Annotated in this window: 14 protein-coding genes; 11 read left to right on the top strand and 3 right to left on the bottom strand. The window is 46.3% G+C overall.

The window, feature by feature from the left end:
* Positions 1 to 91 precede the first annotated feature (91 nt).
* A complete protein-coding gene (locus tag B2739_RS03005) occupies positions 92 to 829 on the top strand; it encodes a tRNA-uridine aminocarboxypropyltransferase (RefSeq protein WP_331344398.1) in 738 nt (245 codons plus the stop codon).
* Between the two features lie 329 nt (positions 830 to 1158).
* Here B2739_RS03005 and B2739_RS03000 read toward each other — a convergent pair whose 3' ends face one another.
* Positions 1159 to 2313, bottom strand: a complete 1155-nt coding sequence (locus tag B2739_RS03000) for a DUF3530 family protein (RefSeq protein ID WP_331344397.1) — start codon at positions 2311 to 2313, stop codon at positions 1159 to 1161.
* A 133-nt stretch (positions 2314 to 2446) separates the two neighbouring features.
* On the opposite strand from B2739_RS03000, the gene rpe reads away from it, so the two are divergent.
* The 5 genes from rpe (at position 2447) to trpC (ending at position 7532) form a co-directional block, all read left to right on the top strand.
* Positions 2447 to 3127 carry a ribulose-phosphate 3-epimerase gene (rpe, locus tag B2739_RS02995; protein ID WP_331344396.1) on the top strand — a complete coding sequence of 227 codons (681 nt, stop codon included), beginning with the start codon at positions 2447 to 2449 and terminating at the stop codon, positions 3125 to 3127.
* A 373-nt stretch (positions 3128 to 3500) separates the two neighbouring features.
* Positions 3501 to 5015, top strand: a complete 1515-nt coding sequence (trpE, locus tag B2739_RS02990; RefSeq protein ID WP_331344617.1) for an anthranilate synthase component I — start codon at positions 3501 to 3503, stop codon at positions 5013 to 5015.
* Positions 5012 to 5593, top strand: a complete 582-nt coding sequence (locus B2739_RS02985; RefSeq protein WP_331344395.1) for an aminodeoxychorismate/anthranilate synthase component II — start codon at positions 5012 to 5014, stop codon at positions 5591 to 5593. Before trpE ends, B2739_RS02985 begins: the two co-directional genes overlap by 4 nt.
* A 33-nt stretch (positions 5594 to 5626) precedes the next feature.
* Positions 5627 to 6658, top strand: coding sequence for an anthranilate phosphoribosyltransferase (trpD, locus tag B2739_RS02980; protein WP_331344394.1), 1032 nt, complete (start codon positions 5627 to 5629; stop codon positions 6656 to 6658).
* A gap of 76 nt (positions 6659 to 6734) precedes the next feature.
* Complete coding sequence (trpC, locus tag B2739_RS02975) at positions 6735 to 7532, top strand: indole-3-glycerol phosphate synthase TrpC (protein WP_331344393.1); 798 nt, start codon at positions 6735 to 6737, stop codon at positions 7530 to 7532.
* A gap of 78 nt (positions 7533 to 7610) precedes the next feature.
* Here the strand turns inward: trpC and crp are convergent, their stop codons facing one another.
* Positions 7611 to 8246, bottom strand: a complete 636-nt coding sequence (gene crp, locus B2739_RS02970; RefSeq protein WP_349681264.1) for a cAMP-activated global transcriptional regulator CRP — start codon at positions 8244 to 8246, stop codon at positions 7611 to 7613.
* Positions 8247 to 8526: 280 nt separating this feature from the next.
* On the opposite strand from crp, the gene B2739_RS02965 reads away from it, so the two are divergent.
* Positions 8527 to 8946, top strand: coding sequence for an OsmC family protein (locus B2739_RS02965; RefSeq protein ID WP_331344392.1), 420 nt, complete (start codon positions 8527 to 8529; stop codon positions 8944 to 8946).
* A 69-nt stretch (positions 8947 to 9015) separates the two neighbouring features.
* On the opposite strand, the gene coq7 is transcribed toward B2739_RS02965, so the two are convergent.
* Positions 9016 to 9663 carry a 2-polyprenyl-3-methyl-6-methoxy-1,4-benzoquinone monooxygenase gene (coq7, locus tag B2739_RS02960; protein ID WP_331344391.1) on the bottom strand — a complete coding sequence of 216 codons (648 nt, stop codon included), beginning with the start codon at positions 9661 to 9663 and terminating at the stop codon, positions 9016 to 9018.
* A gap of 144 nt (positions 9664 to 9807) precedes the next feature.
* Between coq7 and B2739_RS02955 the strand changes: the two genes are divergently transcribed.
* The 4 genes from B2739_RS02955 (at position 9808) to B2739_RS02940 (ending at position 13457) form a co-directional block, all read left to right on the top strand.
* Positions 9808 to 11289, top strand: a complete 1482-nt coding sequence (locus B2739_RS02955; RefSeq protein WP_331344390.1) for an AAA family ATPase — start codon at positions 9808 to 9810, stop codon at positions 11287 to 11289.
* A 26-nt stretch (positions 11290 to 11315) separates the two neighbouring features.
* Complete coding sequence (gene ampD, locus B2739_RS02950; RefSeq protein WP_331344389.1) at positions 11316 to 11870, top strand: 1,6-anhydro-N-acetylmuramyl-L-alanine amidase AmpD; 555 nt, start codon at positions 11316 to 11318, stop codon at positions 11868 to 11870.
* A 49-nt stretch (positions 11871 to 11919) separates the two neighbouring features.
* On the top strand, positions 11920 to 12903 hold the full coding sequence (ampE, locus tag B2739_RS02945; protein WP_331344388.1) for a regulatory signaling modulator protein AmpE: 984 nt from the start codon (positions 11920 to 11922) through the stop codon (positions 12901 to 12903).
* Positions 12904 to 12974: 71 nt separating this feature from the next.
* On the top strand, positions 12975 to 13457 hold the full coding sequence (locus tag B2739_RS02940; RefSeq protein ID WP_331344387.1) for a YajQ family cyclic di-GMP-binding protein: 483 nt from the start codon (positions 12975 to 12977) through the stop codon (positions 13455 to 13457).
* Positions 13458 to 13506: the final 49 nt, after the last annotated feature.

Below are 13506 nucleotides of genomic sequence, written 5' to 3'. Positions count from 1 at the left end.
AAAAGCGCTCAGTATGAGCGCTTTTTTTTCGCGTAAAAAATGGTGTAGTGAATTGGTTTGTCGTAGATACTTTTTGTGGCGGGAGTAATTGATGAGCGTTAATGAATACTCCAATCAATATTTGCGTTTGCGCGCACAACGCTTGAGTGAATCGACGCGGGAATTTTTGGCAAGAGGTAAATCTGTTTCTCGCTGTAATAGCTGTCAGTTGGCAATTTTTGCTTGTCTTTGCCCTTGGCGCCCAAAGGTTGATGCTCGTTGTGAATTCGTTTTGGTTATGCACCGCGATGAGGTTTTTAAACCGACGAATAGTGGCCGCTTGATTGCGGATGTTTTTCCTCACCGAACCCATGTGTTTTGTTGGAGTCGTACCGAACCTGTACGTGAGCTATTGGTATTGTTGGCTGATCCCCGCCGTTATTGTGTGATCGTATTTCCTGCCGATGCAAATGAAGGTGCAGCTAAACCTCGTGATCTAATTTATGAGCTACCCAGTGATGATAGAGTCATTACCTTCATATTGTTGGATGGAACCTGGAAACAAAGTGGCCGGATGTTTCATTTGAGTCGGTGGTTGGAGGGTATTCCTTGCATTGTGTTGCCTGAAGCGTTAATGCGCAGCTATGCGGTGCGAAAGTCACACCAGGAGCATTATCTTTCAACTGCTGAAGCAGCGGGGCTTTGCTTGCAAATGGCTGGTGAGAACTTGGCTTCAGATGTGCTGCTCGATTATTTTCAGCTTTTTAATCTGCACTACCTTTCAACACGCAGCGCTGTGCCTCCTGTCATTGGTGCTTTGCATCAGCGGCTCAAGCCTTATGTCTGTTGATCTGTAAGTCTATATATGTTGCCGTTTTTCCTCCGCGTGCCAGCCAATAACCGCTGTGCGGTGTGGGTGATTTCCTACAAGAACTAGTGAAGTTTGCGACTATTTTCCTATTTGCTTTTACTGGAGAATAGCTTTTAACAAGGAGGTCGTCAGGGAAGGTTGGTTGACCAAGCAGGGTCAAGGGAAGCGCCTAATTTTGCTACTTGCTTTATTCGGGTCATGCGGCGTTAGGGCTGCAGAAGTCACAATGTGGTTATGCCGGATGCTGACCATATTGTGATGACATAAAAAAACGGAGCCAACTGGAAGTTGGCTCCGTTTTTTTATAGTTAATTTTCAGTGCTGTTTGATGTTTTTACTTCAGATCCTGTCGCTTTTTGTTTCATAAAGCCCCTGATTCTTCCAAGCAAAAAACTTTGGCGATCTTGTTCAACCAATTTGGGTTGGGTATCCAATAGCAGTTGCTGGTAATCGATTACTTTTTTGCGCAGTGCTGTTGCTTGGTGCAAATCACGGGCAATTCCCTGTTCCTGATTGTCAGGGCTAAAGAAAATGTCCAACACCGGTAGTTGTGTTTTACTAAAAATCTCCTCTAGTTCTGCTTTTTTGATGTGCTCTTGTTGTTGCAGGTTGGTTATTACCAGAGCTTGCAGTGGTCCATCAACCGTGGATGGATCTGCTGGATTGTCGCGTATTTGGGGTAATAAATCCTTCAGTACAAATTCTGCTGAGCTGTTATCTACTAATACAACCGTGTTGAATTGTCCTCTGCTTTTGAGAAATTCAAATGCGCTGTTTACATAGGTTGTGACTAATACATCGCGTGCGATGGTGGATGATACTGCCGAGCTGGATGCGCTTTCGGCAATTGCAGAGGAGCTGCTTGCGGAGGTTGTATCTTCTGTGGGGGTAGAATTTTCGTCAGTGGTGGAGCTGTCTGCGGGTTGATTGTTTGCAGTTGTATCGTCAGACGTATTGGATGCTGAAACGCTGCTGGATGATGAGCTTGGTCGCGCTGGAATAAATGCCGGGTATTGTTGAGGTAAGCTGATTGCCAGGGTTTCCCATCCATAGCGTGGTAGCTGTGTCCGCAGGTTTTCCAGGATGGGGGGCCAGGATTGCGGGTTTTCAGTAGCATGAAATAACACCAATATCCCATAGGTTTTACGTGCTTCTGTTTGGCGATACAAAGCCAGAATTTTACCGTGTTCGGTGTCCAGCCATTGTGCTTCGTCGTCCATTGCATTGGCTATGAGGGTTTTATCGCGAATATCTCTTGAAGGATAAAGCGGCGGTTCTGAAGAACGCGCACTGGATGAGGCCCCGCTGGTTGATGACTCTGTGTTTGCATCCAGCGTGGTTGAGGGTTCTTCTTGGGCATGGGACATTGATGCCGCCAAGAACCACAAAAAACCGAGCAGGATCAGCAATTTATCATTTAAATAGCGATGTTTTATTGGCCTTAGCCGTGCATTCACTGGCATGGTTCAACTCGGGTAATGGGTTTGTGTGGTTAGCCTTATCACGTAGAATGCGCGCAGCCACCTGACTTTGTCTGGATACTTAGGTTATCGGGATAATTATGCAGGACTTTAATTGTATGCAGGACTTGATTGTATGACGAATCTTAAGCGGGATTACCAAATAGCGCCTTCCATTCTCTCTGCAGATTTTGCCCGTTTGGGTGAAGAGGTTGATGCGGTATTAGCGGCGGGTGCGGATATTATTCACTTCGATGTCATGGATAATCATTATGTCCCTAACCTCACCGTTGGTCCGATGGTCTGCAAAGCTTTGCGCAAATATGGAGTGACTGCACCTATTGATGTACATCTGATGGTGGAGCCGGTTGATGAGTTGATTGTGCAGTTTGCTGATGCGGGTGCTACCTACATCACCTTCCATCCAGAAGCGTCGCGTCATGTGGATCGCTCTTTACAGTTGATTAAAGACAGGGGCTGCAAGGCGGGTTTGGTTCTGACGCCAGCCAGCTCGCTTGATCACATCAAGTACGTCATGGGTAAACTCGATATGCTGTTGTTGATGTCGGTGAACCCCGGCTTTGGTGGTCAGTCATTTATCCCATATGTGTTGGATAAAATACGCGAAGCGCGCGCCCTGATTGATGCGAGTGGCTTGCCAATCCGCCTTGAGGTTGATGGTGGTGTCGGCTTGAACAATATTCGGGAAGTTGCCGCAGCGGGGGCGGATACCTTTGTTGCTGGTTCAGCTATTTTTAATGCGCCTGATTATGCTGAGGTTATCGCTCAAATGAGGCAGCAATTAATGCTGGTATAACACCGTTATAAATAGGCGGGCAAGCGATTGCAGAGGGTAGGCATGTACCGATTAATTCAGTACACTTGCCCTCAATTCAAACAGGAATCCCCCTCGTGAAACACGCAACTTTCCTTATTACAGAGTGCGCTGCCTACCTTGCCGCCCGATGGCGTCGCTAATTCATTTTGCTTTGCCTGTGCCTATTATTTCGGGTGCTGTGCCAAGCTTGCCTTTCTCTGTTCGCGTATTGCTGCTGTTAAATGTTTTCCTTTCAGGGGACTTTTTAATAGGGCACGCAAATACAATATTAAAGATAAAAACTTGCCCATATTGATTGGCGAGTATTAAAGGTAATGTCATGAATTCCGAACCCACTATTCATTCGGCCCAAATTACACAAGCACAGTTTGCTGAATTAGCCTCTCAAGGTTACAACCGTATTCCCGTCACGCGCGAGGTGCTGGCTGATCTGGATACGCCGCTCTCTTCTTATCTCAAGCTGGGCTCTGGTGTGTATTCTTATTTGTTTGAGTCTGTGCAAGGCGGGGAAAAATGGGGCCGTTACTCCATGATTGGCTTGCCCGCACGCACGGTACTCAAAGCCTTTGGTGGTCAAATTCAAATTGAACGCGACGGTGTTGTTGTCGAGACCCACACCTGCGCAGATGCACTCGCGTTTGTTGAAGAATTCAAGCAGCGTTATCGTGCGCCGGAATTGCCTGGCTTGCCGCGATTTACAGGTGGTTTGGTGGGGTATTTTGCTTACGATTGTGTGCGTTACGTAGAGCCACATTTAAAAGCGAGCATGCCAAAAGATGTTATAGGCACCCCGGATATTTTGCTCAGCGTATCTGACGAAGTGCTGGTGTTCGATAATCTCGCAGGCAAATTAATTTTCGTAATCCACGCTAATCCTGAAATTGAGGATGCATTTGCAAAAGCAACTGCACGGCTTGATGAGTTGGAGCAAAAACTGCGGGGTGAAACGCCTGCAAAACCCAGTTTATGCTTGGGTAATAATGGAAATAACGAACCGCATTTTGTTTCTAATGTTGGGGCAGCCAAGTTTCACAAAATGGTTGATAGGATCAAAGACTACGTGCTTGCAGGCGATACCATGCAAGTGGTTATTTCGCAGCGTATGTCGATTGATTTCACGCAAGAGCCCATCAATCTTTATCGCGCATTGCGCAATTTAAACCCATCGCCCTACATGTATTTTATGGATCTTGGTGATCATCATGTGGTTGGTTCCAGTCCGGAAATCCTGGCGCGCTTGGAAGACGGCGAAGTGACTGTACGGCCTATAGCGGGTACACGTCGTCGCGGCCACACACCTGAAGAAGATAAAGCATTGGAAGTTGAGTTGGTCAATGATCCTAAAGAAATTGCTGAACATCTCATGCTGATTGATTTGGGGCGCAATGATGTTGGCCGTGTGGCGGAAATCGGCAGCGTAAAACTCACCGATAAAATGGTGGTCGAGCGCTACTCGCATGTTATGCATATCACCTCTAATGTAACGGGGAAATTAAAGTCCGGATTACGTGCAATGGATGTGCTGCGCGCTGCATTACCTGCGGGTACGTTAAGTGGTGCGCCGAAAATCCGTGCGATGGAAATCATCGATGAACTGGAAACTGAAAAGCGCGGCATCTATGGCGGCGCTGTTGGATATATCTCCTGGAATGGCAACATGGATACTGCCATTGCGATTCGTACTGCAGTTATTAAAAGTGGAAAACTCTACGTTCAAGCGGGTGCTGGCGTGGTGGCCGATTCAATTCCTGCGCTTGAATGGAAAGAAACAATGAACAAAGCGCGTGCTATTTTCAAAGCAGTTGATATGGTCGGCAACGCGGCAGGTAGTGCAAATAACGCAGTAGTGAAAGGTGATGCAAAATGATTCTGATGATTGATAACTATGATTCTTTCACATACAACCTGGTGCAATACTTTGGTGAGTTGGGTGCCGATATTAAAGTTGTGCGTAATGATGAAATCACTGTTGAAGAAATTGCTGCGTTAGCACCTGAAAAAATTGTGATTTCACCCGGGCCATGTACGCCCACGGAAGCAGGTATTTCAATTGATGCGATCAAGGCTTTCGCCGGTAAAATTCCATTGCTGGGAGTGTGTCTGGGGCATCAGAGTATTGGTCAGGCATTGGGTGGTAAAGTGATTCGCGCACCATTTGTAATGCATGGAAAAACCTCACCGGTATATCACAGCAACAAAGGTGTGTTTGCCGGTTTGAAAAATCCGTTCCAAGCAACACGTTATCACTCATTAGTAATAGAAAAGGAATCAATACCGGATTGTTTGGAAATCACAGCGTGGACACAAAATGAAGATGGCAGCATGGCAGAAATCATGGGAGTCAAACATAAGACACTCGCGATCGAAGGTGTGCAATTTCATCCTGAGTCAATTTTGACTGAGCACGGGCATGACATGCTGCGTAATTTTTTAACCGCGTATTAATTCTTTTGCGGCAGAAGAAAAAGGTATATGGCAATGGAAATCAAGCAAGCATTAACAAAGTTAGTCGCACGTATTGATTTAAGTACTGAAGAAATGATTTCAGTCATGCGTGAGGTTATGACCGGTGGTGCTACACCTGCCCAGATTGGCGGCTTTCTAGTGGCATTACGCATGAAAGGCGAAACGCTGGATGAAATCACCGGTGCGGCAATGGTCATGCGCGAATTGGCCACTCCCGTTGATATTGACGTTCCATTTTTAGTGGATACTTGCGGCACCGGTGGAGATGGTGCCAATTTATTTAATGTATCTACTGCGAGTGCATTTGTAGTCGCGGCAGCTGGTGGCCGTGTTGCCAAACATGGAAATCGCTCCGTATCCAGCTCAACAGGCAGTGCGGATGTTCTGGAGGCGGCTGGTATTAAATTAGATGTCAGTGCTGAACAAGTTGCTCGCTGTGTGCGCGAAATTGGTGTGGGTTTTATGTTTGCACCAGCACATCACAGTGCGATGCGTCATGCTATTGGTCCGCGCAAAGAACTTGGAATGCGTACGATTTTTAATATGCTTGGTCCTATGACTAACCCGGCTCGTGTGAAGCGCCAGGTTATTGGGGTATTCAATGGCGAATTGTGCAAGCCAATGGCGGAAGTATTGGCGCGCTTGGGCAGCGAGCATGTGATGGTGGTACATGCAAAAGATGGGTTGGATGAAATTAGCCTTGCCACCGAAACACAGGTTGCAGAATTAAAAAATGGTGACCTCCGGGAATACATTATCAAACCTGAAGATTTTGGCATGCAGTCCAAAAGCCTTATTGGTTTGAGTGTAAGTAATGCTGAAGACTCGCTGTTGTTGATTCGCGATGCACTGGGCAATCGTCGTGGTCAGTATGCCGAGAAGGCTGCTGATATTATCGCATTAAACGCAGGTGCTGCGATCTATGTGAGTGGCGTTGCCAGTAGTTTATCGGATGGTGTAGAGATGGCTCGTGATGCCATCGGTAGTAGTCTGGCAGGTGAAAAAATTCGCGAATTGGCGGCGTTCACTCAATACCTTGAATAACAGCATCTTGAATAATTGACTCTGTTTTTAGAGTTGATGGCAGGATCAACTTATTGACTTTTTGTTGGAAAATTTCATGTCTGATACACCAACCGTGCTGCGCAAAATCATCGCGCGCAAATGGGAAGAAATTGCTGAACGTAAACAACACATTTCGCTCGATGAATTAAAAGCGCGTGCCGCTGCTCAACCTGCTGCTCGCGGTTTTGTGAAAGCAATTGAAAATAAAATTGCCCAAGGCAAAGCCGGAGTGATTGCCGAAATTAAAAAAGCTTCGCCCAGTAAAGGCGTTATTCGCGAGCATTTTGTGCCTGATGAAATTGCACGCTCCTATGAAACAGGCGGTGCGGCGTGCTTGTCAGTATTAACTGATGTTGATTTTTTTCAGGGGGCAGATATTTATTTGCAGCAAGCGAGAGCTGCCGTGAGTTTGCCTGTGATCCGTAAAGACTTTTTAGTCGACGAATATCAAATTTATGAAGCAAGAGCGATGGGGGCGGATTGTGTGCTTCTTATTGTTGCTGCCTTATCACCTGAAAAATTGAAAGAGCTGAATACATTGGCTTTATCAATTGGTTTGGATGTATTGGTAGAAGTTCACGACCAGGCTGAGTTGGATATAGCGTTGGAGTTGCCCAATAAACTAATTGGTATTAATAACCGTAACTTGCATACTTTTGAAGTTACATTGGATACAACTTGTCGATTGCTGGATAGTATTGGCAGTGATCGCCTTGTAGTAACCGAGAGTGGTATTTTGGCACCGGCAGATGTTGCTGCGATGCGCGCTAAAAACGTTAATGCTTTTTTAGTGGGTGAGGCATTTATGCGTGCAGATGAACCCGGCGTTGCTCTGGCGGAGTTTTTCGCTTAGCTTGTTAGTCAGCCTAGCTGAAGCAACAATAAAAAAGCCCGCAATTGCGGGCTTTTTTATTGTCCGGGTGATGCTATGTCAGCGTGTACCGTAAACTACCATCGTTTTTCCTTTTACCATTACTAAGCCTTGTTCTTCGAGAGTTTTCAAGACGCGGCCAACCATCTCGCGCGAACAACCCACAATCCGGCCAATTTCCTGACGGGTGATTTTGATCTGCATACCATCGGGGTGAGTCATTGCATCTGGCTCTTTGCAAAGTTCTAATAAAGTACGAGCGACGCGGCCAGTGACATCAAGGAATGCCAGATCCCCCACTTTGCGAGTGGTTGCCCGCAGGCGGCGTGCCATTTGGCTGCCTAGTGCAAATAAGAATTCAGGGTGGGTCTCGGAGATTTCCTGAAATTTAGCGTAGCTGATTTCGGCCACTTCGCATTCGGATTTTGCACGAACCCACGCGCTGCGTGAGTCTTTTTCATCGAATAAGCCCATTTCACCAAAGAAGTCGCCATCGTTCAGGTAGGCGACGATCATCTCATGACCTTCGTCGTCTTCAATCAAAACAGTGACCGAGCCTTTCACGATGTAATACAGGGAGTCGCTTTTGTCGCCAGCATAAATAATGGTGCTTTTTGCAGGATAACGGCGACGATGACAATGAACTAAAAATTCTTCCACATTCTTAATGTGCGGTGTGAGTGAGACAGCGACCAAGGTGTGGCTCCCTAAGTGATCAATAGTGACAGTTGATAAGTTTTTATATTACGAATGCAAATAAAAATTTATTATGACGACAAGGTGATTGGGCGGCTATAGACATGTCCCTACAACCTGAAAATTTGTGATGCAGTTATAAGCCTAGATAATTGAATTGTCTACATAAAATCGCCTTTTTGGGGCTGCGTGTTGATTTTGGTGACATTTTCAGTTTGATCTTTGTCTATGTTACGCTAGCGCCTTCTTTCGGGTGCTAATAGTGTTAACAGGTGTGATTATGCAAGCAGTGGTGAAGTGGGTGGATGGTGCCCAATTTTTAGGTGAATCAGGCAGCGGTCATGCGGTGTTAATGGACGGCCCTCCTGATCACGGTGGGCGCAATACAGGGGTGCGCCCTATGGAAATGTTATTACTTGGTTTAGGTGGATGTTCGTCTTTTGATGTGATGAGTATTTTGACCAAGGCTCGCCAGCAAGTGACAGATTGCCGTTGCGAATTGGAGGCGGAACGTGCAGAAGGTGTTCCTTCCCCGTTTACTAAAATCCATATGAAGTTTCTGGTAAAGGGAAAAGATCTAAAAGAAACGCAGGTCAAACGCGCAGTAGAGCTATCAGCAACTAAATATTGCTCCGCCTCTATTATGTTGGAAGCTGGTGGTGTTGAGATTACGCATTCATATGAGATTAGTGAGGCTTGATCAGATCCGGTTGTCCAAAAAAATGCCCGCAATCGCGGGCATTTTTATTGGAGTAATATCTGGTTCGGTTTAGATGTGATAACTCGTGCCCGTCATTACTTTTGATACCAACGTCATTACGCCCTTGACAGGCCTTGGGAAACGATAGCCGCCTGCGTCCAACGCAACTTCAGCATGTTGCGCCTCATCGATCAGCATTTGCTCTACAACAGCGCGGCTGCGGACATCTGCTTCGGGTAGTTGTGTCAGGTGGCTTTGCAAGTGTTTGCAGACTTGATCCTCTGTTGCCGCGACAAATCCCAAACTCACCTTATCGCTAATCAACCCCGCGCCTGCCCCAATCGCAAATGATAGTCCGTACCAAAGCGGGTTCAGATAACTTGTATGGCCTCCCAGTGCGTCAAGGCGTTGTTGGCACCACACCAGATGATCAATTTCTTCATCCGCTGCCTTTTCCATCTCTGTGCGCACATTTGGTAGTTTGGCTGTTAGTGCCTGACCTTGGTAAAGCGCTTGGGCACAGACTTCACCTGTGTGGTTCACGCGCATCAGTGCAGCTGCTTTTTTGCGTTCAACGTCGCTTAGTTGGCTCTCATGAATGGAAGTTGCCGGTGATGGGCGTTCACAGGTCATATCGCTACCTGCAGCCAGTGTGCGTAGTGCGCGGTCAGCGTTGATAATCAAATTGTCAATCAGGCTTAAATGTCTGCTGGGCATAGTGGTTGTTCCTCTGGCAATAGTGTCATTTAAACAGAAAACCTGGTTTAAACACCAGTAACGGAAAACTATTGCAAGCCAGCGCCGCCCACTGCATTCTTACTAATCAACAGCACAATAATGTAATGCAGGAAGGAGACAAACGTGCACGATGTCGATGAAATCAAATTGTTGTTGGATGCGCGCATCCCGCTTTTGGTTATAGAAACCTATGAAGAAAAAAAAGCGCTGGATGTCTTGCTAAAGGTTGCCAATAAACAAGGTAAAGACTTGCATCGTTGGTCAGTCACCGATGGTTTGGTTCGGTTAAATTTCGGCCCACAGCTGGTGCCCAAAGGCAGTGAATTAAATGATCCGGAGGAAATGCTGCGTCACATCAAGCAACAGCAACAGCCATCCATGATTGCATTGTGTGATATACATCCATTTTTAAACGAGCAACCTCATGTCGTACGCTTATTAAAAGATATCGCGCTGAATCATTTCGCAGTGCCGCATACATTGGTGTTGTTGAGTCATCAATTGCGGTTACCGCCTGAGCTTTCTCGATATAGCGCCTCTTATTCTTTGACTTTGCCGGATGATGACAAAATTATGGAAATTGTTCGCGAAGAAGCCAAGGATTGGTCTGACCGTCATGCGGGTGCAAGAGTAAAAACTGACAACATTACGCTGAAAAAACTGGTAAATAATTTACAGGGAATGAGTGTGAGCGATGTGCGCCGCTTGGTGCGCGGTGCTATCTGGAATGATGGCTCGCTTAACGAAGAAGATTTACCTCGCATAAACAAAGCAAAGTTTGCGTTGCTGGATATGGAAGGTGTCATCAGTTTTGAACAAAAAACCGAAGATTTTTCCAGCGTAGGTGGTTTGCATAATTTAAAACGTTGGTTGCTTACGCGTCGCGATGCGTTTAATGAAGATGATTCAAAATTGGATCGTCCAAAAGGTATTTTATTGCTGGGTGTGCAAGGCGGCGGTAAAAGTCTTGCGGCTAAAGCTGTGGCAGGTTTATGGGGATTACCGTTGATGCGTATGGATGTAGGTGCGCTCTACAATAAATTCCATGGTGAAACCGAGCGTAATTTACGTGAGGCATTAAAATTAGCAGATGCTATGTCGCCTTGCGTGTTGTGGTTGGATGAGATCGAAAAAGGGATGGCACAAGATGGTCACGATAACGGTGTATCCCAGCGTTTATTGGGAACGCTGTTGACCTGGATGGCAGAGCGCCGCACGCGTGTATTTATTGTGGCGACCAGTAATGATATTTCGCGCCTGCCTCCCGAGTTAATTCGCAAAGGCCGTTTGGATGAAATCTTTTTTGTCGATTTACCCGAGTTGGATGTGCGCAAAGATATATTTGCGATCCATTTACTTAAACGCGATTGCACATTGACGCTTTTTAATCTTGAACAACTTGCCGCAGCAACGGAAGGTTTTTCCGGATCTGAAATTGAACAGGCAATTATTGCGGCACTTTATTCTGCGGCAGCGGAAGGCCAGGCGTTAACGGATGCAATTTTATTAAAGGAAATTGCTGCAACCAGTCCACTGTCTGTGGTGATGGCGGAGCAAATAGCAGGATTGCGCCAGTGGGCAGCTGATCGCACCATTCCTGCTTGATTTGCAGGCTAAAGAGGATAGATACAGTGACCATCATTAACGGTTGGCTTGAGTGGGCAACAAAATACCCATCGCCCAACTACAACCAACGACCTGAAAGTGCAGTTGTTAGCCTGTTGGTGATTCATAACATAAGTTTGCCGCCGGGAGAGTTTGGTGGAGGCTATGTGCAGCAATTTTTCCAAAATCAGTTGGATGTGGGTGTGCATCCGTATTTTGAAACGATTGCCAGCATGCAAGTTTCTGCGCATGTATTTATTGAACGCAGCGGTGAAGTAATCCAATTTGTTTCATTCAACGATCGTGCCTGGCATGCAGGTAATTCCAGTTTTGAGGGGGTTACCAACTGTAATGATTACAGTATTGGTATAGAGCTGGAGGGCGCAGACGATATTCCCTATACCGATGCACAATACCGTTCATTGGATAAAGTTACTCGCCAGTTGCTACAAACTTATCCTAAACTAACGCATGGGCGCATTACCGGGCATGAGCATATAGCGCCCGGGCGAAAAACAGATCCGGGGCCTGCATTTGATTGGCGGCGTTATCGAGATTCGCTCAATTATTCACCCGGTTAACCTATTCCGGATTGATGTAGGCCGGATTGATTCATGAATGTGGGGCCATATGATTTTTCTTAGTTTAGTTGCAGTGCTTGCCATTATTTACTGGTTGGGATCGGCCAGCATCATCCACCACGATGGTTGGTTCAAATGGCTTATTAACCGCCTGCAAAAAGTGCCAGGCCTTGCTGCTGTACCTGCTTTGCCACTTGCTGTAGCGCTAGTGATTCCATTGGCTGTGCTGGTGTTGATTTTTGTCGTAATCAACCAGGCGTTTGATAAGCCTTGGTTTGGTTTGTTTCTGCTGTATTCACTGGTGCTGCTTTATAGTTTGGGGCGCGGCAATCTGATTGCTGATATCCAGGAGTATATTGCTCTGGCGGCGCGTGGTGATTCTGTAGCAGCGGTGCAATTACTTGATAGGCTGCGTGGTAATACCGATGTTGAAACGGTTGGTAGTGATAATGCTGATTGGCGTTCTTTGCATGGCGAAGCACTAAAGATTATCGCTTACCGCGGTTTTGAGCGTATTTTTGCCGTGTTATTCTGGTTTTTTATTGCGGGTCCGTTTGGTGCGCTGTTGTATCGCCTGAGCGTGCTTTATCGCGAATTTTCTGAGCATGGCAGTGATGCCGCACAGGCTGCGAGCAAATGGCTGTGGTTATTAGAGTTGCCGTCGGTGCGCTTGATGGGGGTGACCTGGGCGCTAGTCGGCAATTTTGAAACCTGCCCACTTCGTAAAAATTTATTGGATATACAGAGCTCATCCGAACACGTATTGAATGAATGCCTGCGTGGCGCTTTAGGTGCACCGACAGAATGTTCGGATGCGGCTATGGCACAAATGGCTCCTGCTGAAAAAGCAGAAATGCAGGAAGAAATGGAAGAAGAGGCGCAGGATATTATTGAAGATTTAACGGGTGATGTAATTACTACTCACTCGGAGCCTGCATATTCGTTCGCGTTGGTTAAATCCAGTATGCCGCTTTATACACGTTCACTTCTGTTTTGGGTGTGTGCAATCGCATTTGCGACCCTGATCGTGTAATGCACCTTATTGAGATGTGTACAAAATAAACATATGTACAAACGTTAAATTGAAAAAGTTTGAGGTTAGTTATGCCATCGTTTGATGTGGTTTCGGAAGTTGATAAGCACGCGTTGACCAACTCGGTTGATCAGGCCCAACGCTTGATTACCAATCGTTTTGATTTTAAAGGTGTGAATGCGAGCTTCGAACTTAAGGAATATCTAATTACCATCACGGCAGATGCTGAGATGCAGCTGGATCAAATGCTCGATTTACTTAGACCTGCTATGGCAAAAAATGGTATCGATGTCAGCTGTCTTGAAATAGGACAAATCAAAAGTGCGGGTAAGCAAGTGAAGCGTGAGGTCACTGTTCGCACCGGGATCGACAAAGAACTGGCCAAAAAAATTGTTGCGCTGGTAAAAGATAAAAAACTAAAAGTACAGGCGAGTATTCAGGGCGAGCAAGTGCGTGTAACAGGCAAAAAGCGCGACGACTTGCAAGAGTGTATTGCTGCGTTACGCGCAGCAGAACTGGGCATGCCAATGCAGTTTGAAAACTTCCGCGATTAATTTTTGTGGGTGCATCAACAAAAAGCCCTGCTTATGCAGGGCTTTTTTA

The sequence above is a fragment of the Cellvibrio sp. UBA7661 genome (genome assembly GCA_002483365.1).
GTDB lineage: Bacteria > Pseudomonadota > Gammaproteobacteria > Pseudomonadales > Cellvibrionaceae > Cellvibrio.
Note: the sequence above shows the minus strand (reverse complement) of the source record. Positions and strands in the feature narration are given on the sequence as shown.